Genomic DNA, 26979 nt, shown 5'->3' with positions numbered 1-26979 from the left:
CACTCGGGCCTGGGTTCTCAGTGAACCCGGACATCGGCAGTTAGGCTTTGGCGCCCGACTTCTCGCTATACGGCCCTAGTGGTCTGTCACACCTGGACCTCGGTGCGGTCCCCGCCCCACAAAGTGTGGAAGTCACCCTCCATATCGACGCGGCGGTAGGTATGGGCGCCGAAAAAGTCGCGCAGTCCTTGCGTCAAGGCCGCAGGAAGCCGCTCTGCGCGGAGCGCGTCGTAGTAGGACAGGGATGAGGAGAACGCGGGAACCGGTATGCCCATGAGCGTCGCGGTGGCGACCACATGTCGCCAGCTGCTGACGGCGTGTTCGACCGCAGCGCGGAAGTAGGGGGCCAGGAGCAGGCTGGGCAGGTCTGGGTCCTCAGTGTAGGCCTCCTGGATCCGGTCGAGGAACGTGGCGCGAATGATGCAGCCACCTCGCCAGATCGTCGCCAGGTCACCGGGGGCGATCTTCCAGCCGTGCTCCGCGCTGCCGGCCATTATCTGGTCGAAGCCCTGGGCATAGGCCACGACCTTCGAGGCGTACAGTGCCTCGTAGATCGCGGAAATGAACGCGGCCTTGTCCGTCGGTGCGACGGCCGTGACGCCGCCGTTCAGCCCGCGGGCACGCTCGCGCTGGCCTGTTGCACTGGATAGCGCTCGAGCGAAGACCGCCTCGGCGATGCCGGTGGTGGAAACCCCCAAATCCAGTGCGGACTTCACGGTCCAGCGGCCGGTGCCCTTCTGCCCGGCCGAATCGACGATCACCTCGACCAGAGGTTTACCGGTTCGGGCGTCGACCTGGCGCAGCACCTCGGCGGTGATCTCCACTAGATAGCTCTCGAGGTCGCCGGTGTTCCACTTCCGGAAAACCTCGGCGATCTCCGCGATCGGCATTTTCAGCCCCGTGCGCATGAGGTCGAACGCCTCGCCGATTAGTTGAATGTCGGCGTACTCGATGCCGTTGTGCACCATCTTGACGAAATGCCCGGAACCGTCCGGCCCGACGTGGGTGCAGCACGGCTGACCGTCGACGCGGGCGGAGATCGACTCCAGCAGCGGACCGAGGTGCTCGTATGACTCCGCGGGCCCGCCCGGCATGATCGACGGACCGTTGAGCGCGCCCTCTTCGCCGCCGGAGATGCCGGCTCCGACGAAGTGCAGACCGCGCTCGCGCATCGCGGCTTCTCGGCGGATGGTGTCGGTATATAGCGAGTTCCCGCCGTCGATGATGATGTCGCCGGGGTCCATGAGGTCGGCGAGTTCGTTGATCACGGCGTCGGTGGCGGCTCCCGCTTGGACCATGACCAAGACGCGGCGCGGTGTCTGCAGCGAGTCGAGAAACTCGCGGACCGTGCCGGCGGGGATGAAGTCGCCTTCGTGGCCGTGGGCGTCGATGAGCGCGTCGGTCTTGGCGCGGGAGCGGTTGTGGACCGCGACGGTGTGGCCGTGACGTGCAAAATTTCGAGCGATGTTGGATCCCATCACCGCCAGTCCGGTGACGCCGATGTGAGCGCGGGCAGTGGAGTCGGTCATATGTCCTCGGGAGTGTCGATGCGGATGCGAATCCACGTTGTGGTTCTAGATGCTCGAGCGGGCGCGTCGGAGCGCGGTGACGAGCCCGTCGGTGGAAGTGTCGCCGGTCGAGGCCGGCGTGGTCCCCGTGATCGCATCACCGAGTTCGAGCGCCGAGGCCTTGCCGAGCTCGACGCCCCATTGGTCGAACGAGTTGATATTCCAGACCACGCCTTGGACGAAGACCTGGTGTTCGTAGAGGGCGATGAGCTGACCGAGCGTTGAGGGAGTCAAGCGAGGGGCGATGATCGTTGTGGACGGTTGGTCGCCGGGCATGGTCTTATGGCCGACCAGGCGCTCGGGTGTGCCGTCGCGCGCTACGTCCTCGGCGGTGCGGCCGAACGCCATCACTTTGGACTGGGCAAGCATGTTGGCCAGCAGCACGTCGTGCATGGTGCCTCGGCCGTCGAGGGACGGTAGGTCATTGGTGGGTTGCGCGAAGCCGATGAAGTCGACGGGGACGAGCCTTGTGCCCTGGTGGAGTAGTTGGTGAAAGGCGTGTTGCCCGTTGGTGCCGGGTTCGCCCCAGACGATCTCCCCGGTGCCCACCATGACCGTGCTGCCGTCGGTGTGCACAGATTTTCCGTTAGATTCCATGAACAGCTGCTGCAGGTAGGCAGGCAGCCGCGCGAGGTCGTGTGAGTACGGCAGGACGACGCGCGAGTCGGCCTCGAAGAAACTGGAGTACCAGACGCCGAGCAGTCCCAGAATGATGGGCGCGTTCTTGTTCGCGGGTGCGGTGAGAAAGTGCTCGTCAATGCTGCGCATGCCGGCGAGGAACTCCCCGAACCGCTCAACCCCGATCGCGATCATCAGGCTGAGGCCGACCGCGGAGCCGACCGAGTAACGCCCGCCCACCCAGTCCCAGAACCCGAATACGTTCTCGGCGGGGATACCAAACTCGGCGGCGCGGTCAGTATCGGCGGAGACCGCCACGAAGTGGCAGGGGACAGCCGCCTCGCCTAGGGCATGAGAGATCCAGGCCCTTGCTGCCGCGGCATTGGTCATCGTCTCCAGGGTGGTGAGAGTTTTCGACACGACGACAACGAGGGTGCTGGCCGGGTCGAGTTTGGCCAGTACCGAGGTCAGGTCTGCAGGGTCGACGTTGGAGACGAAATGCGCTGTCGGGCCGTCGCAGTAGTGACGCAGAGCCCGGGTGGCCATGGCCGGGCCCAGATCTGAGCCGCCGATCCCGATGTTGACCACGTCTCGGATTGGCCGACCAGTTGCCCCGGCCCATTCGCCGCTGCGCACGCGTTCGGCGAGGTCGCCCATGCGGTCGCGTACCTCGTGGACGTCGGCGGTGATGTTCTGGCCGTCGACGGTGAGGCGGTGATCTGCGGGTAGCCGCAGGGCGGTGTGCAGGACGGCCCGGTCCTCGGTGGTGTTGATGTGGGCGCCGGCGAACATGGCGTCGCGGCGATTCTCGACTTGGCGCTCGCGGGCAAGATCCAGCAGCAAGGAGAGGGTTTCCCTGGTTGCCAGGTGCTTGCTGAAGTCAATGTAGAGACCCGCCGCGGTCGCCGTGAGGTCCCGGCCTCGGGCGGGATCGGAGGCGAAGAGGTCGGTCAGACTGAGGGATCGCACCGAGCTGTGATGTTGGACCAGGGATTGCCACGAGGGGCCGTGCGGAGGCGAAGTGGTCATTGTGGGCAGTCCTCTCATTCCAGCGCGCACAGGAAGGCCTCGGTGATCGACGGCGCCAGCGATTCGATGACCCGCCATTGGCCGGTAGTGCTGATGACGGTGTCGGGGCAGTACAACGACTGTCCTTCCGGGTAGGGAGGGGAGGTCGTCGAGTCGACCCTACCGTGGTGTACACATGTGACTACAGTTCCTGTACACAAATGACTACAGTGACGGTGGCGGGCTGCCCGGTCCGGTGGCGTCACCCGTGAGAGGCCTCGAGATGAACTCGGACACGACCGTTCCCAGTCCGGTGCCCACCGCGACCCGCCTGGCCGGAAAAGTGGCCGTGGTCACCGGCGCCGGTCAGGGTGTCGGCCGGGGTATCGCGCTCGCCCTCGCTGAATCCGGAGCCGCGGTGCTGCTGGTGGGCCGCACTATGCGCAAGCTCGAGTCGGTCGCAGAGGAGATCCGGGCCCTCGGCGGCTCTGCGGATTCCCTTGTCGCCGACATCACCGAAAACGAAGCAGCGAAGGCGATTGTCTCGACCGCAGTGAAGTGGCTGGGGGCGGTGGACATCCTGGTCAACAACGCCAACCTGGCTGAGCCGCTGCCGCTGGAAGACTACTCGGACGAGGCTTTCCGCACGGCCTTTGAGGCCGGACCGCGGGCCTCACTGAGCCTGATGAAGTGCGCCCGACCCCACATGGCGGCGCGTGGGGGCGGGGTCGTGATCAACCTGGTCTCCTCCGCCGGGGTGCGGTGGGATGCGGGCGGGTACGGCGTCTACGCCGCGGTCAAGGAGGCCATCCGGTCCCTGACGCGGGCGGCCGCGTACGAGTGGGGCGCGGAGGGCATCCGGGCCCTCAACGTCGCTCCCCACGCACACAGCCCGGGCCTGGACTGGTGGATGCGCCACAATCCGGAAGAGGCCGAGCAGTTCGTGGCGGCGATCCCGGCCGGGCGGGTGGGAGACCCCGTGGCGGACATCGGCCGGGCGGTGGCGTGGATGTGCACCGAGGAGGCCTCCTACCTGACCGGCGCCACCATCCCCCTCGACGGCGGACAGTCCCGCTGGGGCTGAGAGGCGCTCCGTATCCCGATCCCGATCCCGGCTCAGCGAACCCCGAACCCCCGACCGGGCTCCGTCCCGAGACCCGATTCCGAACCCCGACCCGAGACCCCGAGGCAGGCCAGTGCAGTTCTCCACCCCCATCGCGTTCAGCCCCATCGACCAGATCCTCGACCTCGCCCGTGCGGCGGAGGACGCCGGCTTCGCGCGGATCACACTTCCCGATTCGCTGTTCCTGCCGCACCGCCAGGACACCGACTACCCATACACGCCCGACGGGTCGCGGATGTGGGACGAGACCACCCCGTGGGTCGAGCCGCTGACCGCAATCGCGGCCATGGGTGCGGTCACCTCGACCATCCGGTTCTGCCCGCAGGTGCTCAAGTTCGGCCCGCGGCAGCCCCTGCTCCTGGCCCGTCAGCTGTCCACGGTGTCCCACCTGACCGGCGGGCGGGTGGACCTGGGTGTCGGCATCGGGTGGGACCCCAACGAGTTCGCCTGGTGTGGCGTGCCCTTTCCCGGTCGCGGGAAGCGGGTGGACGAGATGCTGGAGATCCTCCGCCTGGCCGGCGACGGTGGCTGGTTCGAGTACCACGGCGAGCACTTCGACTTCGACCGCCTGACGCTCGACCCGGCCCCCGTGGCCCAGGTGCCCTTCTATGTGGGCGGGCACACCGGCCCGGCGCTGCGGCGGGCCGTCCGCATCGGCCAGGGGTGGACCTCGGCGATGATGGGGTTCGACGAGATCGTCACCACCATCGGACGCCTGGGCGAGCTGCTCGAGGCCGACGGGCGCTCGCTGGCCGACCGCGGGGACGGCCAGCCGTTCGCCATCCAGGTGGCCTGCATCGACAAGTACGGCACCCGCGGGTTCGCCGAGCTCGCCGAGGCGGGCGTCACCGACGTCATCGTGATCCCGTGGCTGATCGAGGGCCACGGTTACGACGCCCCGCTGGAGGTCAAGCGCGAGTCCCTCGCCCGCTTCGGCGAGAAGTACATCACCGCGTGACCACCCCTCCCTCCCACCACTCAGGAGCCCGAAAATGACTGACAAAGCCCCTCTCAAGCTCGGCTACAAGGCCTCCGCCGAGCAGTTCGGCCCTCGCGACCTCGTGGAGTTCGCGGTGCTGGCGGAGCAGGCGGGGATGGACTCGGCCACGGTCTCCGACCATTTCCAGCCCTGGCGCCATGACGGCGGCCACGCCCCGTTCTCCCTGGCCTGGCTCACGGCCGTGGGGGAGCGGACCAGCACCATCCAGCTGGGCACCTCCGTGCTCACCCCGACGTTCCGCTACAACCCCGCCGTGCTGGCCCAGGCGTTCGCCACCATGGCGTGCCTCTACCCGGGCCGCGTCTTCCTCGGCGTGGGCACCGGTGAGGCGCTCAACGAGATCGCCACCGGCCACCAGGGCGAGTGGCCGGAGTTCAAGGAGCGCTTCGCCCGCCTGCGCGAGTCGGTGCGCCTCATGCGCGAGCTCTGGACGGGCGAGACCACCAGCTTCTCCGGCGACTTCTACTCCACCAAGGACGCCTTCCTCTACGACGTGCCGGAGGACGGCGTGCCGGTGTACGTGGCAGCGGGTGGTCCCGTGGTGGCCAAGTACGCCGGCCGCGTGGGCGACGGGTTCATCTGCACCTCCGGCAAGGGCATGGAGCTGTACACCGACAAGCTGCTGCCGGCCGTGGAGGAGGGCGCGAAGCTGGGCGACCGCGACTCGTCGACCATCGACCGGATGATCGAGATCAAGATCAGCTACGACCCGGACCCAGAGGCCGCGCTGGAGAACTGCCGCTTCTGGGCGCCGCTGTCCCTGACCCCGGAGCAGAAGCACTCCGTGGACTCTCCGCGGGAGATGGCGCGCCTGGCCGACGAGCTGCCCATCGAGCAGGTGGCCAAGCGCTGGATCGTGGCCTCCGACCCCGACGACGCCGTGGAGCAGGTCAAGAAGTACGTCGACGCCGGCCTCAACCACCTGGTCTTCCACGCCCCCGGCCACGATCAGAAGCGGTTCCTGGGCCTGTTCAAGACCGACCTCGAACCGCGTCTGCGGGCCCTGGCATGAGCCCCTTCTAGCTACCGGAGGAGTGCCACTCAGCACCTCCGGAGCGGTCCGCTGGAACGTGAATCAGTTAGGGTCGTCGGCAATGAAGGGGCCAGTCGAACTTGCTAAGCGAATCGTTAGAGCCGAGGGGTTGGCAGCTTCTTCAAGACAGCAATACTGGAACGGCCCAGCCGTTGTGCCCGAGGGCGTTAGATCATTCCTAGCCCGTTCGCCTTGGCTACGGCGGCCGTTCGGGATGAGGCACCGAACTTCTGAAAGCTGTGTGCGAGGCGTGTCTTCACCGTCGCCTCGGACATGTGGAGCGCCGCTGCTGCTTGGCGGTTGGTCTCTCCCGCGGCCACGGTTTTGAGTACGTCGCTCTCTCGATCGGTGAGTCTTGACTGCGGTGTCCGCAGTCGGCCCATAAGGGTCGCTGCAAAGGTGGGAGAGTGCGCTTTCGCCGGCGGCGGCGCGGACGGCCCCTAGAAGTTCGTGCGGCGCAGGATCGAAGCCGACTCGGGTCGAGGCTTTGGGTCGCTGCATGTCGCAGTCAGTGTGAGGGGAGTCCGTAGTGATTGGCGAGCAGTTCGACCGTCTGGTACTGGGAGCGGCGGGAGTGCCCCATCACCACGAGCATCACCTCGTCGACTTTGGTCCGCGCGTGGAGCTGATCGAGTGCGCTGGCGACGTCTGCTGCGGTCCCGTTGCGGAACAGTTCGGTGTAGGTATCGAGGATCTGCCGTTCTTGCAGCGTGGCCGGGTAGGCTTTGACCTCGTCCGGCGGCAGGAGGCTGTAGCCCTTGCGTTGGAACATGCGCAGCATCGCCATGGCGCCGGTCGCGGCTTGCCGGCGTGCTTCCACGGGATCGTTGTCCGCGACCACTGGGACGCTGATCAGGCTGTACGGCTCGGACAGGACGTGGGAGGGGCGGAAGTGCTCGCGGTAGAGCCTCATCGCCGAGTCCACGTCCGCGTCGCCGAACTGCAGGGCGAAGGCGTAGGGGCGCCCGAGCTGGCCGGCCAGGACGGCTGAGTACTGGGAGGATCCCAGGATCCACAGTTCGGGGGAGGTCTCGGGGCGTGGCACGCGGTTTTGGTCGGCCTGCCACGGGCCCGGGACGGCGTGGACGTCGCGGTAGCCGTGGCCGTCGGGGAAGTCGTCACCGAGGAAGCCGAGCAGTTCCAGCACCTGTTGGGGGAACTGGTCGTTGGCCTCGTGATGCCGCCGCAGGGCGGCGGCGGTGGCAGGGTCTGTTCCGGGGGCTCGTCCCACGCCCAGGTCGATCCGGCCTGGCGCGAGCGCGTTGAGCATGCCGAACTGCTCGGCGATGAGCAGTGGCGCGTGGTTGGGGAGCATGACCCCGCCCGCACCGAGCCGGATCCGTTCGGTCTCCGAGATCAGTCGCGCCACCATTAATTGCGGAGATGACGTGGACGCCCCCGGCATCGCGTGGTGTTCCGACATCCAGAACCGACGGAACCCTCGGCGGTCCGCGAGTCGGGCCAGTGAGATCACCTCCTCGAAGGCTTCGCTGGCCGACTGTCCGACGGCGGTGTGGGCATTGTCGAGCACGGACAGCGCGAACCCCGCGGTCCCTGGGGCGGGGTTGCTGCCCGTGGCCCGGGCGCGTGTCGGGGACGGGCCGTTCGGCTGCGGGGCGGGGGTCATTGTTCTCCTGGTCTGTGGTGGATCGCCCGGGTCAGTGCTCTTCGCGGCCCTGCATCGCGGAACTGCCGAGGTCACTGCCGGGAAGGTCGGCGCCGGTCGGGACGGATTCGACCCAGGAGTCGGTGGTAGCGACCCGCGCGAAGTTGGAGTTGAGGACCGCCATCAGGGTCTCGTGCACCTGTTTGGCCGGGATCGAACCGGCGGCGTTGGCGATATGGATTGCACCGGTGGCGTCGGAGAGCACCTCGACGGTGATACCGAGCGGCTCGGCGGTGACCGCGGTGCCGATGATGCAGTTATTGGTCATGTAACCCGCCAGGGTCACCCGGTCGATGTTCTTCTCACGCAGCCAGTCGGCGAGCCCGGTGCCCTCGAGGACGCTGGCGTACTGCTTGGAGACCCGCTTCCACTCGGGCTTCACCTTGTTCTCGATGCCGCTGTGGAGCGACCAGCCCGCGCCGCCCTTGCCGAAGACCGGCGCTTCAGTCGGGAGTTCGTGCTGGACGATCACGATGGGCATGCCGGCCTCGTCGGCCACGTCGATAGCGCGTGTGATCTGTGCCAAGGACTGATCGCGGGGCGGGTACTGGATCTCGAGCGGGCCGGAAAAGTATTCCTGCTGGACGTCGACGACGATGAGGGCGCGATTCGGCTTGGACATGGGAAACCTCCGAGGGTAAGGGGTGGGGTCGGTGCTCAGTCGAGCTGTGTACCTATTCTGCGCGGTCCTGGTCGACTACCGTGAGCGGCACAAAGGAACGCTTTCGATGGATTGAGGCCAACAGCGGTGCGTATCGCGATCCACGTCTTCGACGACATGACGATGTTCCACCTCGCGGCGCCGCTGCTGGTGTTCGGCGAGGTCACCCGCCTAGGGCTCGCCCAGGGGTGGGAGGTGGTCACCTGGAGCATGGACGGCCGCGCGGTCCGCACCACCGAGGGAGTCGTGCTGGACGACCTGGCGGGACCTGAATCGGTGGAAGACGCCGACTTACTCGTCTTTCCCGCGTGGCCGGCGGAACTGCCGGTGCCGGACCCGCAGTTGCTCGGCCTGGTGCGTGACGTCCACGAGCGTGGTGGGGGTGTCGCCGGGCTATGCCTCGGTGCCTACCCGGTCGTGGGCAGTGGTGTGCTCGACGGCCGGACCGTGGTGACGCACTGGGGCGGGGCTGACGAGCTGGCCCTCCGGTACCCCGCAGTTCAGGTCCGCTCCTCGGACCTGTACATCGACCACGGGGACGTGATCACCTCGGCGGGTACAGCGTCCTCGCTTGATGCCTGCCTCCACATCGTCCGGATGCGCCTGGGGGCCACGGCGGCGGCCGCGGTGGCCAGGCACATCGTGGTGGCGCCCCACCGCGAGGGGGATCAGGCGCAGTACATCCAGCGGCCCCTGCCAGAGAACGGGGATGGCGGCGCGATCGGGGAGACTATCGAGTGGGCACTGGCCCACCTCGACGCGAACCTCTCGGTGGAGGAGCTCGCGCGTCGAGCATGTATGAGTCGTCGGAGCTTTGCCCGCCGTTTCGTCGAGGTCACGGGCACGAGCCCCGGGCGGTGGGTACTTTCCCGTCGGCTCGATCACGCGCGGATGTTGCTGGAGACCACCACGTGGCCGATCGAGGCGATCGCCACGGAGTGCGGCTTCGGCAGTGTCGTGACGTTTCGGCAGAACTTCGTCCGGGCGTTCTCGACCACCCCGACGTCGTACCGGAGCCGGTTCGGAGGCGCGGATGCCGAGGTGGCGAGGTCAGGCGTGGGTGGGCGTGTAGGTGCGGCTGGGGGAGGCCGGGACGGTGGGCTCCACACGGGTAGTGCGGGCCCGAGCGGGACGAAGGCCAACGCCGATCACCCAGACTTCGGCGACCGCAGGGGCCGGGGCAACGACCACTAGTCGGAGAACGCGGACGGGCGGAGGTCGAGGCGGCGCAGCAGTTGGGCGTTGAGAGCGACGACGACGGTGGAGGCGGACATGAGGATGGCACCGACGCTCATGGGGAGCACGAAGCCGATCGGGGCGAGCACTCCAGCGGCCAGGGGCACGGCGGCGAGGTTGTAGCCGGCGGCCCACCACAGGTTCTGCTTCATCTTGCGGTAGCTCGCCCGGGACAGCTCGATGACCGAGAGCACCGATCGGGGATCCGATGAGGCCAGGATGACCCCCGCGGAGCCGATCGCAACATCGGTCCCGGCGCCAATGGCGATGCCCACATCGGCTTGTGCCAGTGCGGGCGCGTCGTTGACCCCGTCCCCGACCATGGCGACCTTCTTGCCCTCGGACTGCAGTTCGGCGACCTTGGCGGCCTTGTCGTCTGGCCGGACCCCGGCGAAGACCCGGTCGATGCCGAGCTCGGCGGCGACGGTGTCGGCCACGGCGCGAGCATCGCCGGTGATCATGACGACTTGAGCTCCGGCGACGTGCAGGGCATCGACGGCCTCGCGGGATTCTGGCCGGATCTCGTCGGCCAGCCGCAGCGCGCCGATCACCCGGCCCTCGGCGAGGATGTGCAGGATGATCGCGCCCTCGCCTCGCCACTGGTCGGCGACGGGGAGTTCATCGCGTCCGTGCTGATCGAGCAGATAGGGGCCGCCAACTTCGACCACGGTGCCGTCCACCGTGGCCTTGACGCCCACGGCCGGGGAGGAGGAGAAGTCGGTCGCCTTCGACACGGTGAGGTCCCGGGCCCGTGCGGCCCCAACCACAGCTCTGGCGAGTGGATGCTCGCTGTCGCTCTCGGCGGCTGCAGCCAGAGCGAGCACCTCGTTGGCGGTGTGCCCGTCTATCGATTCGATTCCGGTGACGGTGGGTTCGCCCTTGGTCAGGGTGCCGGTCTTGTCGAACAGGACGGCGTCGACGGTGCGCATCGACTCGAGCGCGAGGCGGTCCTTGATCAACACGCCGCCGCGGGCGGCGCGTTCGGTGGCGATCGACACGACCAGGGGGATCGCCAGGCCGAGAGCGTGGGGGCAGGCGATGACCAGCACGGTGACCGTGCGCACCACCGCCGCATCCGGCAACCCGAGCACGCTCCAGACGGCGGCGGTGATCGCAGCCGCACCGAGGGCGAACCAGAACAACCAGCCAGCCGCGGTGTCGGCGATCCGCTGGGCGCGAGAAGACGAGGCCTGGGCGTCGGTGACCAGTTTCTGAATCCCGGCCAGCGCTGTGTCCTCACCGATCGCGGTAACTTCGACGCGCAGGCCCGAGTCGGTGGCGACCGTACCGGCGACGACCTGGTCGCCGATCTCGCGGCGGACCGCCCGGGATTCGCCGGTGACCATGGATTCGTCCATGCTGGCCGAGCCGTCGATGATCCGCCCGTCGGCGGGAACCGACGCCCCCGGGCGGACGATCACCACATCCCCGACCTGCAGCTCGGCCGGGGCGACGGTGATGACGTTCTCGCCGTCGACCTTCTCGGCCTCATCCGGCAGCAGCGCCGCCAGTGAATCAAGCGCGGACGTGGTCTGCGCCAGGGAGCGCATCTCGATCCAGTGGCCCAGCAGCATGATCACCACCAGCAGGGCCAGTTCCCACCAGAAGTTCAACGCATGATCGAGCACGCCCAGGCTGGCACCCCAGGAGGCGATGAACGCCACCGTGATCGCCAGGCCGATGAGCAGCATCATTCCGGGCTGGCGAGCGCGGACCTCGGACAGCGCGCCGGTCAGGAACGGCCGGCCACCCCGGAGGTAGATCACCGTGCCCAGGGCGGGGGAGACCCACCACACCCAGCCGGCCTCCGGCAGCTCGTAGCCGATGAGGTCGGCGAACATCTCGTTGAACGCCACCACCGGCACTGCCAAAACGAGCATGATCCAGAACAGCCGTCGGAACTGCCCGACGTGGTCTGCGTGCCCCGCATGACCGCCATGGTCTTCATGACCGGCGTGATGCTGCCCGGTGTGGCCGTGGCCCGCCGCGTCGTTTGCCGCGCCCGAGTGATGATGGTCGGCTACCGAGGTGGCCATCTCGTCGGGGCGCCCGGCCGAACCGTCACCGGGTCCGCCGCGGCGATCATGGTGGTGGTGATCGTGTGGCTGACTCATTTGTCTGTCTCCGTGTGAGCGCCGGCGGCCACGGCGGCATCATCGTCAGCCTGCGGACGGCCGGTGGCGGCGATCCGTCCTAGGCCCGTGGGCGTGGAGCAGCACGAACACGCTTCCTTGACCGCTGTGAGTGGGAGCGCAGAGCGCGTTGTGGACAACATGGATCTTCCTCTCCGCGTGGTGTGGTGTCTCGGGTGTCGTGCCGGGCCGGTGTGGCCCCTGGCGATCGGGTGGTTAGAGCGAGGTGAGCAGGTCGCGCATGGTGTCGATCTCCTGCTGCTGGGTGTCGATGATGGTCTGGGCCAACTCGACCGCAGGCTGGTAACGGCCACCTTCGACCTCGTCCTCGGCCATGGCGATGGCGCCCTGGTGATGGGCGATCATCTGCTCCAAAAACATCCGGGCGGCGTCGGCTCCCTGGGCCTGGGACAGCTCCCGGAGCTCATCATCGGAGAGCATTCCCTCCATCATGGACATGTCGTGACCGCCGTGACCGTCCTGCGCCTCGATGGGCTCTTCCCACTGCTCGAGCCAGTCGGTCAACTGCGCGATCTCCGGGCCCTGAGCAGCCTTGATCTCCTCTGCCAGTGCCGCGACGTCGGCGGGGACGTCGTCTTTAGCCAGGGTGATCTCGCTCATCTCGATCGCCTGCTGGTGGTGCGGGATCATCATCTGCGCGAACATCACGTCGACCTCGGAGTGCTGCGCGGCCTCGCCGGGGGCGGTCGCGAAAGTAGTAGTTCCGGCCGGAGTGGTGGGCGCGGCCGCCGTGTCGTCACCGCTATCGGTACAGGCGGACAGCGCCAGGGCGACGGCGGTCACGGCGGCGGAGACGAAGATCTTTTTGCTGGTCATCGAGGGGTGTCCTTCCGGTTCGCGTGTGCATCCGTTGCTGGTCAGCAGAGGTGGGACTACTAGTCGTGTCAGGAGCGGATGAATCGGGCGATGGCGTCGCTGGCTTCTTGGAGCTTGATTGCGGCTTCGTCGTCGCTGAGCTTGGCCGCGTCCAGCACGCAGTGCTTGAGATGGTCGTCGAGGAGGCCGGTGGCGACGCTCTGGAGCGCACGGGTGAGGGCGCTGACCTGGGTGAGGATGTCGATGCAGTACTTCTCATCGGCGATCATCTTGGACACGCCGCGGGCCTGACCTTCGATGCGGCTCATGCGCCGGAGATACGCCTGCTTGTCGCTGATGTACCCGTGCTGATGCTCGATGGGCGCCTCATTAACAACGGGCGAGTTCTCCCGGCCGCTGGCGGGTTCGGTGGCTGTGGTGCTGCAGCAACTGGATGTGGGATGCGGGTTGGTCGTCATGGCGGAGCCCTGCCTTCTATATACCCCGCAGGGGTATGTGGATGATGAGACTGTATACCCCTGAGGGGTATATAGGCAACGGGGCTTTCAGCATTTCGGCAGTCGGGGCCCGAGTGCGTCAGGTATGGGGTGGGGATATGGGTTGTTGATACCCCCCCGGGGTACTGTACGGTGCGTTTCGCGCGGCATCGGGCTGCGCGGAGGAGGGACACCTGATGACGTCCATAAAGCCGGTCGGCGGCGGGTTAATCCCACTGCTGGTGATTGCCTCGGCCCAGCTGATGGTGGTGCTCGACGACTCGATCGTGAACATCGCCTTGCCGAGCATCCAGCGCGAGCTCGATATCGCACCGACGCTGCTGCCCTGGGTGGTCAACGCCTACATCCTCGCCTTTGGCGCGCTTCTGCTCCTGGGCGGCAGGGTTGGCGATCTCTGGGGCCGCAGGCGCACGCTGCGACTCGGTCTCTCGGTCTTCGTCGGCGCCTCCCTTCTCGGCGGCCTCGGCGTGAGTGTGGAGATGCTCATCGCTGCCCGAGCCGTGCAGGGAATCGGGGCGGCGATGGCTGCTCCCAACGCGCTCGCGCTGATCGCGACGACGTTCTCCGAGCGGAAGATGCGCGATCAGGCGCTCTCGCTCTATGGGGCCATGTCCGGCCTCGGAATCATCCTCGGCCTCCTACTCGGGGGTGTGCTCACCGACGTGCTCAACTGGCGGTGGGTGTTCTTCATCAACGTCCCCATCGGAGTGCTGGTGCTTCTGGGTACCCGTACCCTGGCCTCTGCCGGGCGCCACGGTGGTCGCCTCGGTGGGATCGGGGCCGCCCTAGCTACCGCAGGCATGGTCAGTCTCGTCTACGCGATCACCCGCTTCGGCGAGGACGGGCTCACCGACGCCGTCGCCTACATCCTCATCGCGGTCGCCGTTGTTCTGCTAGCAATGTTCGTCCGCACGCAGCGTTCCACCAACAGTCCATTGGTGCCGCTGAGCCTGTTTGATGATCACAACCGTGCCGGCGCATATCTGACGATGCTGGGCCTGGCGATCGGGCCGATGGGCACGTTCTACGTAATCACCCTCTACATGCAGCAAGTTGCAGGCTTCAGCCCGCTGCGCACCGGCCTATCCTGGCTGCCCTTCGCCCTCGGCATCATGCTCGGCGCCGGAATCGCGCCAAAACTACTTCTCAAGACCGGGCCCCGCTACGTGGCCGCCATCGGCGCGACACTGGGAGCGGGAGGCGTGTTCTGGTTCTCGCTAATCGAGATGGAGACCAATTACTGGTCGCTGATGGCACCGGCGATGCTCCTCATCGCACTGGGCTTCGGCCTGGGCACGATCGCACTGACCCAAGCCGCCGTCTACGGCGTCCAGCCCGACCGGGCGGGCATTGCCTCAGCGCTGCTCAACTCCGCACAGCAGATCGGCGTCGCCCTCGGCCTGGCAATCCTCGCCGGCGTCGCCGCCACCGTCACCGCCAGGGCCGGTAACTCTGGCCCACAAGGGCTCATTGATGGATACAGCACAGCCTTGATCGTCGGCGCGGGCGTCCTACTGGCAACCGCCGTGCTCGCCCTGGCCATGCTCAGCAAAGAACCACAGCCGGTCGAAAGCTCCACGCATGTGACAGTCGTTTGAGCATTTTTGCATCGGCTAGCGACCAACGCAGAACGACTCGCGAAGCAATGGCCCGCAGTCCGACCATGCGCGGTTCCGGACAGGGCGCACGGGCAACCGGGGAATGGTTGAGTTCGCTCGGCCGACAACCCGGCACCTTTGACTTTACATAAGGTAAATTATCGGCGTTAACATCTTGGCTGGCAGGAGTACTTTTCTGGCCCTATGTCCACTCAGGGCAGGTTTCAGAATTGGCTGCCCTGAGCGGGTGAAACGATTACTTCTGGGGGCACCGGGCGGTCGGCCTAGTTTGCCGCTGCGTACGCGTCGGCCACGTCAGCGGGAATCCGTCCGCGGTCGGAGATGTCGTAGCCATTGTTGCGGGCCCAGTCGCGTATCGCTTTAGTGTTTCCGGTCGGGGCCGCAGTTCTGCGGGCGGCCTTGGTCTTGCTCCCGGTCACCCGATGGCCGGCCTGGATGTACGGCGCTACCGCCTCGCGGAACGCCTCGGCGTTGTCATCACTGAGGTCAATGGCGTACTCCTTGCCCTCAAAGGCAAAAGAAATAATGTTCGCCTTCTCGCCTAGGTCGGTTCCGTCGAGATCGTCGATGAATCTCACCTGAAATTGCTGAGCCATTGCTTCCCCTATTGTGATGCGTGCCTTTTGCAGGATCACAGTATGCATGAGGCGGATAAATGACGCGCAATAACATTCGTTGACGCTTCATGCCAAGGGCCTCTTGGGGGCTGCATCCCGGTCGCATGCCGCGTGGGCAGCAAGGTCATCCGTAGTGGTAGCGGCAGGTCGCGATGCGGACTTCGGTTTCGGTGACTTTGTAGACGAGTCGGTGCTCGTCGGTGATGCGTCTGGACCAGTATCCGGCGAAGTCGTATTTGAGGGGTTCGGGTTTGCCGATTCCTTCATTGCCGTTGCGGGTGATGTCCTGCAGGAGCAGGTTGATGCGTTTGAGGATCTTGCGGTCCTGTTGTTGCCACCAGAGGTAGTCCTGCCAGGCGTTGTCGTCCCAGACGAGCAGCACGTCAGTCGGCGTCGAGCAGGTCGCGCGCCTGTCCGCGGCCGGACTCGAGCCGCTCCATCGCATCGAGCAGACGTCGGGCGTTAGCCGGTGATCGCATGAGGTGGGCGGTCTCGCGCAGGGACTCGTAGTCGTCGAGGGAGACCATCACCACCGGTTCGTGGCCGGCGCGGGTGATGATGACCTCTTCGCGGTCGTTGGTGACCCCGTCGAGGACCTCGGCGTAGCGGGCCCGGGACTCGGTGTAGCTCATTGTCTTCATCTCAACCCCTCCTGTACGCAAAAGTGTACAGGATGCCGAGTTGGTGCTCCATTGTGACTTCCCGCGTCCCGCGCCTGTATGCAAAAGCCCGGCCGGATGGCGCAGCGTTGGAGTGTCGAGAGCTCCTGCGCGGGAGTCCTCACACTTCTGGGCGTGGTCTCGATGGCCGGATCGGCGCCGCCGCACGGCGCGGGCCTGCCGGTGGCCACGCCGGCCCGCGGGCGCCCAGTGGCCGCATAGCGGTTAGGTCTCGGCCCGCTGTCTCGTCCGCGGCTGGGGCCACAGCGGCGTGGCCAGAATCTGGCTCTCCCTCGCCGCGCCGGCGGCCCCCGTCGACGGCCAGCTCGCGCCCGCCCCCGGCCCTGAAAGCGCGGATGGCTGGGCCCTGTCCAGCCTCGGTGGTAACGTGGGTAACGAAAGGGGTTACCGGTTACCCGCTACCTGACTGGAGGGCTGTCATGTCGACGCCGGAGAAGATCGCTCGAGCCTATGGGGTACTCGTTGCACGGGGGGACAAGGTCACCGTGCGCAGCGTGCAGCGCGAAGCGGGGGTACGCATCGGTGAGGTGGCCGCATGGATGCGCGAGCACGCCACCGGCGTTGCCGGGGATGTGCCCGAGGCCCCAGATCTGTCGGAGGCAATGTCGGCGATGGTGGCCTCGGTGTGGGCCGCGGCGTGGAAGCGGGCCGCCGAGCAGGCGGACGAGCAGGCCGCTGTGGCGCTCGATGCAGCCCGCGGCGGCGAGGCCGCCGCACTGGAGGCGGCCGAGCAAGCGGAGTCGCAACGCGACGAGGCTGTCGCGGTCCGCGACCGCGCACTCGGCGAGCTCGAGGCAGTGCGCGGCGAGCTTGAGCAGCTGCGCGGTCAGCTCGAGACCGTGCGCCAGGACGCCGCGGTCGCGCGCGCCAAGGCCGAGGAGTCCGACCGGGCACGGGTCCGGGCTGAGGCCACCTCGGACACCCTGCGTGAGGTCCTGGACTCGCTGCGCGAGACCGCTCGCAAGCCAGGCCAGTCGGATCAACCGGGCCAGTCATAGCCAGCTCGCCAGAGCACGAAACGCACTGACTGTCGGAGGGGAAAGCCACACTGACAGCCGATCCGGCCGTGAGGTCTGTGGAGCGCCGCGGCCCGTGTGGCGCCGCGGAGGGAAGGCGTTAGCGACAGGAGTGTGGAATGTGGGATCTGGAGACCGCGCTGCTGGCTATCGCTGTCGTCGCTGGCGGCGCGGTGGCCTTGCCGCCGGTTGCGCGTGGGGTCGGCGGTAGCGGCGCTCGGTCTACTTGCGTGGTTTGTCGGTCATTGGTCGTTCGCGGTGCGCCACGGGCGTGCACTATCGGTCGCGGTTGGCGCTGTGGGTGATCGATAGGACCCCGCTGCGGTGGACGGTCCCGCGGTACTGGCAGCTGCGCCGGCTACGCCGACAAGCAGCGCCCCGCTGACACATCCTGGCCCGGTCCGCCAACGGCAGATGGCCCCGCCGCCCGGCGAGGCCATCTCTTGGGGCGACTGTACTGCAGCCTTCAGAACAGTGGGGGTGTGTCGAGCGGTGCGGCGTTGCCGGATGCCCGTGCGTAGGCGACCGGGTCCCAGCCGTCTGCCACGGCGTTGCGGACGGCCAGTGAGCGGGCCTGGCGATCGTGGCGCTCGGCCAGGCTGCGGATGATCCCGGTGCGGCCACAGGCCACCGCGTAGAGCAGGTTCGCCGACTGAGTGGAGGCGATGAGGTGAGCCGGGTCGACGCGCACGCACAGCGGTTCGTTGCAGCGGTGCTCGCCGATTGCACCCGCGTCGAGTTCGCCGGCGATGACAAGTGCGAAGCGGTGGGCGTACTCGGTGCGGCTGATTCCGCCTGATCGCCAGCTGATCCTTCCGTAGCCATCGGAGATTGCTCCGGTCCAGATCCAACACCCGCCGGCGGGTGCCTTGACGACGCGGGACCAGAACGCGGTGATTGCGGCTCTGGTGGGAGGCAGTGTCGGATCGTACGGACGAGAAGGCCGCACCGACGTGTGGGACCCCGCCCCGAGGTCCATTCCGGGCAAGGGAATGTCGGCGACCCCCGGGTCGTGGTGGGGGTCAGTGATCGTGGGCACCGTTGTTGTCCGACTGGGAATCCTCACCGCGAGCGTCTGCGTCGATGGAGGAGTCGGGCGATGTTTCAGTGGGCTCGCCGTCGACGAGCTCCTTCGCCGCGCGAATGGCGGCGCCGACCTCGCGAGCGGACAGTCCGGTCATCTCGGCCAGGTCGGCCTGGACGACGCCGAGGTCTTTGAGCTCGATGAGCGCATCACCGAGTGCGGCTTCGGCGTCGGCGCGGGCGTCGATCGCGGAGAACACCGCCACGAGCTTGGACTCGCGCTTGCGCGCCCGCTCGAGCTCGTCCGCCATCGCTTGGCGGGCACGGGCCCGCGCGGTCTGTGAACGCGAATCAGTCTTCGTAGCAGCCATAAACCAAACCCTAAAGCACTCCTACGACACCCGCTAGCACCAACCACTCCCCACCCGACCACCTCGTCGTTCACGCTGGCCCCCGTAGATCCGCCACCGCCGTGGCCAGACTCGACACTCGCTGCTGCTCGCTCTAACAGCCACACACAGTAGGCACTACTAGTGACGTCCGGAAAATGCCTTCTCAGCGCGCCGACGGCGCGGCGTGCGTAGACGCCGCCCCGGGGCGCCTCTACGCTGGGGCTCATGATGAGCCTCCGAGCGGTGCACGCCGGTACTGGATACCAGTACCTGCTGCGCTCGGTCGCCACCCATGACGCTGACCCCGAAGGCAAGTCGCTGTCGGACTACTACGCGGCCAAGGGCACACCGCCGGGGCGGTGGATTGGCAGCGGATTGGCCGGCCTTCTGTCTGAGACAGCAACCGCCGGCACAGTCGTGGGCGAGGTCCAAATGGCCGCCCTGTACGGCGAAGGGCTACACCCGGACACCGATCAGATGATGGCCGAAGGGAAGAGCCTGGCCTCCTGCAAGCTGGGCCGCTTCTACCCCCTGTACTCCGGCGATGTCCCGGTCCTCGCCGCGATCTCCGCCGCCGAAAAGTCGTTCCTCGCCGCCGAGGGCCGCCGCCCCACTCCCGACGAGAGAAACCACCTTGCCGAGAGCGTGGCCCGCCCGTTCTACACGAGCGAGTTCGGCTACGAACACGCCTCCGGCAAGGACGTCATCGCCTGGGTAAACCGCGAACGGGACAAGGTCCGCCAGGCCGTCGCCGGGTTCGATTTCACCTTCTCACCGGTCAAAAGTGTCAGCGTTCTGTGGGCGCTGTCCGACAAGCAAACGGCCTCGAAAGTGGCGGCGCTACACCATGAGGCCGTGGCCGAGGCCCTGCGATGGGCCGAGGAGAATGCGATCTACACCCGCGTGGGCGCCGGCGGCATCGAGCAGGTGAAAACCAGGGGCATCGTCGCAGCTGAGTTCACGCACTTCGACACCCGTGGCGGAGACCCGGACCTGCACTCGCACGTGTTGATCGCCAACAAGGTGCAAGGCCCCGACGGCCGGTGGCGCACGCTGGATTCGCGGACGATCCACCAGATGCACCAGGCGATCTCGGCACGCTACGACGCGGTCCTGCACGACCTGCTCTCCCGCCGGATGGGGCTGGACTTCCAGGCGCACTACCCGCACCCGGACAAAGCGCCGATCTGGGAAATCAAGGGCATCGACCGCCGTCTCATTGACGTGTTCTCCACGCGTCGAGCACTAGCCCGTCCGGTCTACGAGCAGCTCGTTGCCCAGTACGTAGAGAAGAACGGTCGCCAGCCCACCCAGCGAGCGGCGTACGCCCTGTGGCAGAAGGCGATCCTCGACACCCGCGACGCCAAAAAGCCCGCCCAATCCCTCGATGAGCACCGAGCCGCCTGGCGCCGGGTGGCCGAGCAGACCATCGGCGCCGACGCCGTCTCATCCGTTGTCCGGGACGTCACCGAGCAGGCCACCGTCGATGCGCCGCGCGAGGTTTTCGACGCCGAAAGCCACGCCCGACAGGTCGCCGCGCAGGCCGTCCAATCGGTGTCGTCACGCCGCGCTCAGTTCCGCCGGTCGCACGTCGACACCGCCGTATCCACCCTCCTGAAGGGCTACCGGTTCGCCTCCTCAGGCGCTCTCGACCAGGCCCACGCCACGGTCATGGACATCGCGCTCCGAGAGCTCATGGTGGAGCTGACGCCCCCCGAGCCGCTGAGCCTGCCCGAGCCCCTGACCGGTCACACCGGCGCAGGTATAGACCGGCACGCCAACGCCGAGAAGTACACCACCCAGGCCGTGCTCGACGCCGAGACCCGCGTCCTCGACGCAGCTCGCACACCCGTGGCAGTGATCGCGTCCCGCGCCACGCTAGAAAAGGCTCTTGCCGCCCACGCGAGGGCCACAGGATGGCCGCTCAACACCGGCCAGACCGAACTGGCCCACCACCTCGTCGGAGCTGGAACCCTGCTCGCCGCCGGCGTCGGACCGGCCGGCACCGGCAAGACCACCGCCATGAAAGTGGTCGTGCAGGCATGGGAGAACACGGGCCGCCACGTCATCGGTCTAGCGCCCTCCGCGGCAGCGGCCAGCGTGCTGGCAGGCGACATCGGCACCGACTGCCACACCATTGACTCCCTGACCTTCACCTGGCTCGGTCGCAACCCAGGCGCCCCGGGAAGGAGCCTCGAGGCGCTGCCGGTGACCATCCGCCCCGGCGACATGCTGCTAGTCGACGAAGCGGGCATGGCCAGCACCGAAAACCTCGCCGCGCTGACCGAAATCGCCGCCGAATCCGGCGCCGTCCTGCGCCTGATCGGAGACCCGAAACAGCTCGCCGCCGTCGAGACCGGCGGCCTGTTCGCCGACCTGACCCGCACCCCGGGAACAGTCGAACTGCGCGAAGTCATGCGCATGGGAGCAGACACCGAGCAGGCCGAGGCAACGCTCGCCCTACGCGAAGGCAACACCGACGCCCTGGACCTCTACGCACACCGTGGCTGGATCCGTGGCGGGCACCGCGAACAGATGCTCACCGACGCCGTTCAAGCCTTCCTCGACGACACCAGGGCCGGCCGCAGGAGCCTGGTCATCGCCTCGAACAACAGCGACGTCGACTCGCTCAACGAGGTCATTCGCGCCGACCGGATCGCCCACGGACACGTCGATGACACCCGCACGACGCGCCTTTCCCGAGGCGACACCGTCGGCGTCGGCGACACGATCATCGCCCGTGAGAACGCCAAGCTCTACACCTCCGACAGCAAGTACCTCGGCCGGGTGATCAACGGCCAACTATTCACCCTCACCGGCATCGCCGACGACGGCTCACTAAGCGTGCGTGACATCAACACCGGCAACGAGATGCTCGTGCCTGCCAGCTACGCGACCAGGAGCATGCACCTGGGCTACGCCACGACCATCCACCGTGCCCAGGGCGCCACCGTCGACACCACCCACGCAGTCGTCGACACCTCGGTGGACCGTGCCGGCCTGTACGTCGCAATGACCCGCGGCAGACGAGAGAACCGCGCCTACGCCGTGTGCGAACCCACGGTCGACCTGTCAGCCGAAGACGCCCACATGCACTCAGCCGGCGACCACGACGCCCCCACCGCCGCCGAGGTACTGGCCGCCATTCTCAGGCGCGACACCCACCAAGCCTCCGCGACCGCAACCCTGCGCGAGGAGATGGATAACGCCACCGACCCGGCGCGCATTGAAGCGCTGTACCGCCACGGCGTCGACCTCGCTGCTGAATCCTTCACCAGCTCCACGCTGCCCACCTACATCGACGCCCTGCCGCGCCTCTACAGCCGACACCTCGAGCCCGGAGGCGACCAATACGACGCTCTCGCCCGAGCCTGGACCGACGCCGCCAAGACCGGCTACGACCCCCGCGTGCTGTGGGCCGAGGCCACCGCGAACCTGGAGACCGCCGACAATCCAGGGCCCGTCATCGCGCACCGGATACGTCACGCGACAAATGAGGACCGGGACCGGGACGCCCTGCCCACCCCTCCCCCAATCGCGCCGGCCACCGACACCGAACTGGCAGCGTGGCTGGCGACCACGTACGGCTCGCTCACCACCGCGCCGGCACCCGCGGCGTCTGACGACTTCGCTGAGTCCTATCTGGCCCACCGTGCCGCAGAACAAGAACGCGGCCCGGACGTCGAGTCGACATCCGGACCGCAATGGGATTGGGGAACCACCACCGATTCCTCCCCCGACCCGTGGTGAGCCAGAGACGACAGGGAGTTGTCAGCAGTACTTGTCGTACTTGTCCATCGCCTTCCACGGCTCGGGGTTCTCGTTGTCCAGGGCCGTCATCCTCAGCGCTTCACAATCCAATGGGCTAAGACGGGCGCCACTACTACTTGAACTGCCGCTGCTCGAGCTGCCGGGGCTGCGCGATGTGCTGTCGTCGTCAGAGGACGAACACATTCCCAACCCCAGCAAGAGGGCAACACCTATGGCAACGGCACATCCGCAGCCTGCACCAGATTCGCTAGACACCGCCTAAGCATAAGTTAACACGCGTCCTGGTCCTACTTGGCTACGTCTCGATCACGGGGGGCTCAGCAAAGTCCGCTTCCGTCACTTCGGCGGCCCTGGCCTCGAACGTACGATCAGCGCGGTGGCTCAGGTACGACTCCGTGAACGGATTCGCCGTCGGCGGCGAATCGGCCGAGGTAACCGGACCGGGAGACCACGCAGGCGGGGGAAGCTGCCCAATCTTGATCTCGTCGCCGACTGGGTATGTAAGGGCCCATCGGGAATCGGCGGTGGTGCCCGTGGTCTGGTCGAGACGGTCCTCAATCGCGGCCCTTGCGCGTGGACCGATCAGGTCGGGGCGATCGAGGTCGATGTGGTCGATCGGAACGTCGATCTCCATATCGGCTGAGTGCAGATACACGCTGAGCAGGCCCGAGTACATGGCTATCTCGGCGCCACGGTACGTGTCGACGGTGTACCAATCATCGGGGTATTCCGTGAGCGCCATCGCGATCTCACCGACCGCGGACCGGTACTCAAGCCCCCTTTGCGGCGGCTCCGGGAGACCTGGTGTCGAGCAGGCCCATCAAGCGGTCCTGCCTGATACTCATGTGCGAGTCGAACCGTGCGTCGTGAAATCGGACATCCCACGGGTCCTGTGGGTCTTGCGGCATGACCGTCAACGGGGAGTCGGCCACTGCCAGGGTATCGGCGAGGTAGGTCCTCATCTGGTCGTTGCCAAACGCCTGTGCGCTCATAGCTCTTCTACCTCCGGCGCTGTATCGACGGACACCGCAGCGCTGTCGAAGGTGGCAGCGGCGGGCTGAGCTTCCTGCTCAGATTGGGTGATGAGCTGGGACGGTGTCTGTGCCCCTACGCCGGTGTCGATGACGTCTGCGACTACCGGCGAGCCGCCGACGGCGGCCACCTCGGTGTGCAGCAGCTCCTCGGTGAGGCCGACCCTGCGCTCGCCTGCGAGGTCGGCGGTATCGGCCGCCGAGAGGCCGGGGGTGTCGGTGATCGCCGCATCGAACACGCCGGCCAGCTCGTACTCGGTGATCTCCAGGGTCACCGCTGCGATCACCGCCAGGGTCAAGAAGTCCGGGTCCGGTCCTGACCGCTCGCGTGCGCGGCGAACGGCCTCATCGCGCTCTTGCTCGGCCTGGGTCCGATCGAGTTCTGCCTGCCGGCGCGCTTCCTGGGCGGCCTGCACCAGCCGCCTGCGCTCCAGCTCGGCGGCGATCACTTCTCGCCGCGCCTGAGCGACCTCTTCGGATACGCCGGTGTCTGCGCGAGCGGTCTCCATAACGAGCGATCCGACCGAGTGTTGGCGGGCGGAGTGCTCGCCGAGCGAGCGAGTCCGCGGCGGGTACGGATTAGCTGCCGCGCCCACGCGGGCGTGACGGATCAGATCGGCGACCACCGGGTCGCTGGGATGCGAGCTCATAGCGTGCCTTCCTCAATGGGGTCCGATTTCAAGGGCTTGCCCGGTTGGTGACCGGACGTGCAGGCGACCATTGGCGAGCGCTCTCCCGTGAGCAGCGGCATGTGGTGGTCGCCGATCGTGCGGAGGAACACCTCATCGCAGGTGGCCGGGTCCCGGCGGGCCAGTGACTCGTACGCGAGCCACATCGAACGGATACGGAATCGGACCGAGCGGTGCGCCCACCAGCGCGAGCACCACTTCTGGCTCATGCCCGTCGACTCGTAGGCCAGTCGCAGGTAGTCGTCGAAGAAAGCGAACTCGTCGGTGAACCGCAGGATGGGCGGCACGCCAAGCTCAGTTTCGGCGAACCGCTGGACCTCCCTCTCCACGGTGCGGGCAAGGTGGTCGGTGAGGCCGGGTGTTGCCAGAACATCCTCTACAGCAGCAGGTAGCGACTCTTTGGTCACCGCCGCGAGGGTCTCACCGAATGCCTCGACGATCTTCTTGTCGAACAGGTGGCTCACGCTGCGGCCTCTTCGGTCTTCTCAGGTGCGGAGGGGAGGTCCTGGTGGTCCCACCGGACCATCCGGGCCAGGATGGGGCGCCGGCCGGTGGCCAGGACGATCATCCGACCGAACGGCAGAGCGGCCAGCTCGGCGGCGGTGATGGTCTGCTTCTCGACCGTCTGGGTCGACACGGACCGCCCGCGATCGCCGCCGCCGCTGGAGATGGAGCGTTGCTGTTCGGTGTGGGTGCCGATGAGATGGGCCAGCTCGTCGAGGAATCGGTAGTCCTTGTGGCCGGGGCCGATGACGACGATCGCGGCGGCAGACCACAGCTTCTTCATGCCCTGCTCGCCCCACACTTCCACGCCTTGGGCGTAGGACTGGAGCACGGTCGAGCAGATGATGCCTCGGGAGCCGAAGGTCGAGTAGTAGTCGGGAAGCCTGGGCCACCGCACGATGTTGGCGATCTCGTCCAGGGCGGCGGTCACCGGCACCGGCAGGCGCGAACCGGGGCAGGTGTCGGCCCGGTCGACCAGGGCCTTGAACACCGCGACGGTCAGGATGGACGTCACCGGCCGGCCGATCGGGTTCTCTTCGTCGGAGACCAGATACAGCGTGTCGGCCTCAGAGTTTGCGAAGGCGACCGGGTCGAAACGCTGGGCGCCGGCCTGGGGGGTCAGCCACCGCACGATCTGCCTGCGCCCCAGGCAGGAGATCATGTTCTTGGCCGCGGAGAACACGTTGGAGCGGGTGCGGGGCTCGGCGTTGTACTTGCTGGCCAGGTCCGCGGCCTGCGGCTTCCACTGGCTGTCGGCCAGGATGTCGACTGGGGTGGCGTCTTCGAGATTGGAGACCCATCCGTAGACATCGGTGATGGGACGGTTCTTCATCGCCGCTGCCAGGAACAGCGAGGCGAGCAGGTCCACGGCCTGGGAGTAGAAGTACGCGTTGGGGTCGCTGCCGGCCTCCCCGCGGGCGGTGGCGGCGTTGAAGATCTCGGCGAGCTCCTCGGCGTTGCCGTCCCACCACTGGTCGCGGCGCACGAAGTCCAGCGGGTCGAAGTACCACTTGGAGGTGTCCAGCCCGACCGCCTTGTCCTGCGGGTCGAGCACCCAGACGCGGCCGACCTGCTGACGGAACGGCATCGTGGCTTCGATGACGTCGCGCTTGCACGAGGTGGAGATGCAGATGCCCGGTGCGCGGCGGATCATCGGGATGATGCGGCTGGAGGTCTTTCCCTGGCGGGGACCCCACAGATCCAGATGCAGGTCTTCCCACCCGCCCCAGAGATCTTGGCCGGTAGCGACCTCCTTGCCGATGTACACCCCCGGGGTCTGGGTGGTGTCGCCTCGCTCGCGGTTGGCGCGGACCACGCTCTTGGCCGACAGTGACTTCACGTCAGCGCGGCCCGCCAGGTGCTTGGTGATCCCATCGACGCGGGTCCTGCGGCCCTGCCGGCGCCCGACGAGCGCCGCCACCACGGCCACGAGCACGACGGCGATCACCACCAGGGCCACGGCGACGACCGTGGCGCCGGTGGTCCACTGCACCTGCCCCTGGGCCAGGTCGATCACCGCCACCGCGGGGTTACCGGGAACCTGTTGACCGGTGGGGGCGATGGATTCGCCGAGGGTGATACTGCCCCACACCGCGATCACTGCGGCCGCCACCACGCCCATCATGACCAGCGCGATCGTGGGTCCGGGCTCGCGGGTCTGGGACGTTCGTGCCAGGTCCTTGCCTGCCATTGTTGCCTCCCTGGTGTGATGTGCGCGGTTACTCGCCCACAGATCGGTATTGGTAGCTGGCGACCTTCCACGTCTCGCCGGTGCGCTTGAGCTCGACGGTCGCGGTGATGCGCTCGAGCGGGGTCGTTGCTCCGTCGGGGTGCAGCACTTTCTGCTGCACCGTGACCAGGCGTCGAGCTTCGCTCGCGTCCTGCGGGACGGGGTCCTGATCTCCGGCCAGGCGCGCGGCGCCGATCACGCGGTCACCCGAGCGCGCCCATGCCGACCACTGCCTAGGGGCAGGATCTGGGTCCGGGCGGGTGGTGGCCGCGTCTGCCAATTGGCCGGTGAGCTGGCCGGAGATTGCGTGCATCGCATCCCACGGGGACTGCTGCTGCGCGGGGGTCCACGTGTGAATCCCTGCCATCACCGCCACCGCCACTTCGTCGGCGGTTGTGATCGGGTCGATGTGCACGTGCGCATCGGTTCCCGGTTCATCATCGCGGCCAAGTGTCAGAGCCATCGCGACGGCGGCGACCACTACCGCCACCACCGCCGCGGCGACCACGGCTACGCCTTTGGTGTTCAT

At 67.2% G+C, this 26979-nt stretch carries 26 protein-coding genes; 8 read left to right on the top strand and 18 right to left on the bottom strand.

The features are described from left to right. Positions 1 to 86: 86 nt before the first annotated feature. Complete coding sequence (gene gndA, locus ACWIE7_RS11490; RefSeq protein WP_378002088.1) at positions 87 to 1529, bottom strand: NADP-dependent phosphogluconate dehydrogenase; 1443 nt, start codon at positions 1527 to 1529, stop codon at positions 87 to 89. Positions 1530 to 1574: 45 nt separating this feature from the next. Then, on the bottom strand, positions 1575 to 3215 hold the full coding sequence (pgi, locus tag ACWIE7_RS11485) for a glucose-6-phosphate isomerase (RefSeq protein WP_378002087.1): 1641 nt from the start codon (positions 3213 to 3215) through the stop codon (positions 1575 to 1577). Positions 3216 to 3477: 262 nt separating this feature from the next. Here pgi and ACWIE7_RS11480 point away from each other — a divergent pair, with 262 nt between their 5' ends. From ACWIE7_RS11480 to fgd, 3 genes are all read left to right on the top strand, one after another. Continuing rightward, entirely contained in the window at positions 3478 to 4278 is an 801-nt protein-coding gene (locus ACWIE7_RS11480; protein ID WP_378002086.1) for an SDR family NAD(P)-dependent oxidoreductase, read from the top strand. 112 nt (positions 4279 to 4390) lie between these two features. Next, positions 4391 to 5275 carry a TIGR03619 family F420-dependent LLM class oxidoreductase gene (locus ACWIE7_RS11475; protein ID WP_378002085.1) on the top strand — a complete coding sequence of 295 codons (885 nt, stop codon included), beginning with the start codon at positions 4391 to 4393 and terminating at the stop codon, positions 5273 to 5275. A 34-nt stretch (positions 5276 to 5309) separates the two neighbouring features. Further along, positions 5310 to 6329: a glucose-6-phosphate dehydrogenase (coenzyme-F420) gene (gene fgd / locus ACWIE7_RS11470; RefSeq protein ID WP_378002084.1), complete on the top strand. Its 1020-nt coding sequence runs from the start codon at positions 5310 to 5312 to the stop codon at positions 6327 to 6329. Positions 6330 to 6517: 188 nt separating this feature from the next. Here fgd and ACWIE7_RS11465 read toward each other — a convergent pair whose 3' ends face one another. The 3 genes from ACWIE7_RS11465 to ACWIE7_RS11455 all read right to left on the bottom strand — a co-directional run bounded on the left by ACWIE7_RS11465 (position 6518) and on the right by ACWIE7_RS11455 (position 8638). After that, the gene (locus ACWIE7_RS11465; RefSeq protein WP_378002083.1) at positions 6518 to 6733 is read right to left on the bottom strand and encodes a response regulator transcription factor; all 216 of its coding nucleotides are present in this window, start codon (positions 6731 to 6733) and stop codon (positions 6518 to 6520) included. A 125-nt stretch (positions 6734 to 6858) separates the two neighbouring features. After that, complete coding sequence (locus ACWIE7_RS11460; protein WP_454058743.1) at positions 6859 to 7977, bottom strand: LLM class flavin-dependent oxidoreductase; 1119 nt, start codon at positions 7975 to 7977, stop codon at positions 6859 to 6861. Between the two features lie 31 nt (positions 7978 to 8008). Next, the gene (locus tag ACWIE7_RS11455; RefSeq protein ID WP_378002081.1) at positions 8009 to 8638 is read right to left on the bottom strand and encodes an isochorismatase family protein; all 630 of its coding nucleotides are present in this window, start codon (positions 8636 to 8638) and stop codon (positions 8009 to 8011) included. 126 nt (positions 8639 to 8764) lie between these two features. Between ACWIE7_RS11455 and ACWIE7_RS11450 the strand changes: the two genes are divergently transcribed. Beyond that, complete coding sequence (locus ACWIE7_RS11450; RefSeq protein ID WP_378002080.1) at positions 8765 to 9871, top strand: GlxA family transcriptional regulator; 1107 nt, start codon at positions 8765 to 8767, stop codon at positions 9869 to 9871. Here the strand turns inward: ACWIE7_RS11450 and ACWIE7_RS11445 are convergent. Continuing rightward, positions 9868 to 11793 carry a heavy metal translocating P-type ATPase gene (locus tag ACWIE7_RS11445; RefSeq protein WP_454058742.1) on the bottom strand — a complete coding sequence of 642 codons (1926 nt, stop codon included), beginning with the start codon at positions 11791 to 11793 and terminating at the stop codon, positions 9868 to 9870. The genes ACWIE7_RS11450 and ACWIE7_RS11445 overlap by 4 nt on opposite strands. Positions 11794 to 11841: 48 nt before the next feature. Between ACWIE7_RS11445 and ACWIE7_RS11440 the strand changes: the two genes are divergently transcribed. Beyond that, entirely contained in the window at positions 11842 to 12045 is a 204-nt protein-coding gene (locus tag ACWIE7_RS11440; RefSeq protein ID WP_454058741.1) for a hypothetical protein, read from the top strand. 216 nt (positions 12046 to 12261) lie between these two features. Here ACWIE7_RS11440 and ACWIE7_RS11435 read toward each other — a convergent pair whose 3' ends face one another. Together ACWIE7_RS11435 and ACWIE7_RS11430 are read right to left on the bottom strand one after the other, a co-directional pair. Beyond that, complete coding sequence (locus ACWIE7_RS11435; protein ID WP_378002078.1) at positions 12262 to 12882, bottom strand: DUF305 domain-containing protein; 621 nt, start codon at positions 12880 to 12882, stop codon at positions 12262 to 12264. 68 nt (positions 12883 to 12950) lie between these two features. Further along, positions 12951 to 13340, bottom strand: a complete 390-nt coding sequence (locus tag ACWIE7_RS11430; protein WP_378002077.1) for a metal-sensitive transcriptional regulator — start codon at positions 13338 to 13340, stop codon at positions 12951 to 12953. A 215-nt stretch (positions 13341 to 13555) separates the two neighbouring features. Between ACWIE7_RS11430 and ACWIE7_RS11425 the strand changes: the two genes are divergently transcribed. Further along, a complete protein-coding gene (locus ACWIE7_RS11425) occupies positions 13556 to 14977 on the top strand; it encodes an MFS transporter (protein ID WP_378002076.1) in 1422 nt (473 codons plus the stop codon). A gap of 284 nt (positions 14978 to 15261) precedes the next feature. On the opposite strand, the gene ACWIE7_RS11420 is transcribed toward ACWIE7_RS11425, so the two are convergent. The 3 genes from ACWIE7_RS11420 to ACWIE7_RS11410 all read right to left on the bottom strand — a co-directional run bounded on the left by ACWIE7_RS11420 (position 15262) and on the right by ACWIE7_RS11410 (position 16256). Next, a complete protein-coding gene (locus ACWIE7_RS11420) occupies positions 15262 to 15642 on the bottom strand; it encodes a histone-like nucleoid-structuring protein Lsr2 (RefSeq protein ID WP_454058740.1) in 381 nt (126 codons plus the stop codon). Positions 15643 to 15739: 97 nt separating this feature from the next. After that, positions 15740 to 15997, bottom strand: coding sequence for a Txe/YoeB family addiction module toxin (locus ACWIE7_RS11415; RefSeq protein WP_017836491.1), 258 nt, complete (start codon positions 15995 to 15997; stop codon positions 15740 to 15742). Position 15998: 1 nt separating this feature from the next. Beyond that, a complete protein-coding gene (locus ACWIE7_RS11410; RefSeq protein ID WP_017836490.1) occupies positions 15999 to 16256 on the bottom strand; it encodes a type II toxin-antitoxin system Phd/YefM family antitoxin in 258 nt (85 codons plus the stop codon). 458 nt (positions 16257 to 16714) lie between these two features. Here ACWIE7_RS11410 and ACWIE7_RS11405 point away from each other — a divergent pair, with 458 nt between their 5' ends. Beyond that, a complete protein-coding gene (locus tag ACWIE7_RS11405; protein WP_378002074.1) occupies positions 16715 to 17293 on the top strand; it encodes a hypothetical protein in 579 nt (192 codons plus the stop codon). A 484-nt stretch (positions 17294 to 17777) separates the two neighbouring features. On the opposite strand, the gene ACWIE7_RS11400 is transcribed toward ACWIE7_RS11405, so the two are convergent. Together ACWIE7_RS11400 and ACWIE7_RS11395 are read right to left on the bottom strand one after the other, a co-directional pair. Then, positions 17778 to 18350 (bottom strand): hypothetical protein, encoded by a 573-nt coding sequence (locus ACWIE7_RS11400; RefSeq protein ID WP_378002073.1) that lies wholly within the window; start codon positions 18348 to 18350, stop codon positions 17778 to 17780. Further along, positions 18334 to 18705 (bottom strand): hypothetical protein, encoded by a 372-nt coding sequence (locus ACWIE7_RS11395; protein ID WP_378002072.1) that lies wholly within the window; start codon positions 18703 to 18705, stop codon positions 18334 to 18336. Before ACWIE7_RS11395 ends, ACWIE7_RS11400 begins: the two co-directional genes overlap by 17 nt. 246 nt (positions 18706 to 18951) lie before the next feature. Here ACWIE7_RS11395 and mobF point away from each other — a divergent pair, with 246 nt between their 5' ends. Continuing rightward, the gene (mobF, locus tag ACWIE7_RS11390) at positions 18952 to 22476 is read left to right on the top strand and encodes a MobF family relaxase (RefSeq protein ID WP_378002071.1); all 3525 of its coding nucleotides are present in this window, start codon (positions 18952 to 18954) and stop codon (positions 22474 to 22476) included. Positions 22477 to 22792: 316 nt separating this feature from the next. Here mobF and ACWIE7_RS11385 read toward each other — a convergent pair whose 3' ends face one another. The 5 genes from ACWIE7_RS11385 to ACWIE7_RS11365 form a co-directional block, all read right to left on the bottom strand. Continuing rightward, positions 22793 to 23239 (bottom strand): hypothetical protein, encoded by a 447-nt coding sequence (locus ACWIE7_RS11385; RefSeq protein WP_378002070.1) that lies wholly within the window; start codon positions 23237 to 23239, stop codon positions 22793 to 22795. A 246-nt stretch (positions 23240 to 23485) separates the two neighbouring features. Then, positions 23486 to 24178: a hypothetical protein gene (locus ACWIE7_RS11380; protein WP_454058739.1), complete on the bottom strand. Its 693-nt coding sequence runs from the start codon at positions 24176 to 24178 to the stop codon at positions 23486 to 23488. Beyond that, entirely contained in the window at positions 24175 to 24681 is a 507-nt protein-coding gene (locus tag ACWIE7_RS11375; protein ID WP_378002068.1) for a DUF4913 domain-containing protein, read from the bottom strand. Before ACWIE7_RS11375 ends, ACWIE7_RS11380 begins: the two co-directional genes overlap by 4 nt. Further along, positions 24678 to 26411 carry a type IV secretory system conjugative DNA transfer family protein gene (locus ACWIE7_RS11370; protein WP_063935022.1) on the bottom strand — a complete coding sequence of 578 codons (1734 nt, stop codon included), beginning with the start codon at positions 26409 to 26411 and terminating at the stop codon, positions 24678 to 24680. The genes ACWIE7_RS11375 and ACWIE7_RS11370 overlap by 4 nt, the downstream gene beginning before the upstream one ends. Before the next feature lie 28 nt (positions 26412 to 26439). Further along, the gene (locus ACWIE7_RS11365; protein WP_378002067.1) at positions 26440 to 26979 is read right to left on the bottom strand and encodes a hypothetical protein; all 540 of its coding nucleotides are present in this window, start codon (positions 26977 to 26979) and stop codon (positions 26440 to 26442) included.

The sequence above is a fragment of the Dietzia sp. NPDC055343 genome (genome assembly GCF_053645265.1).
This window is presented reverse-complemented; position numbering and strand designations above follow the sequence as displayed.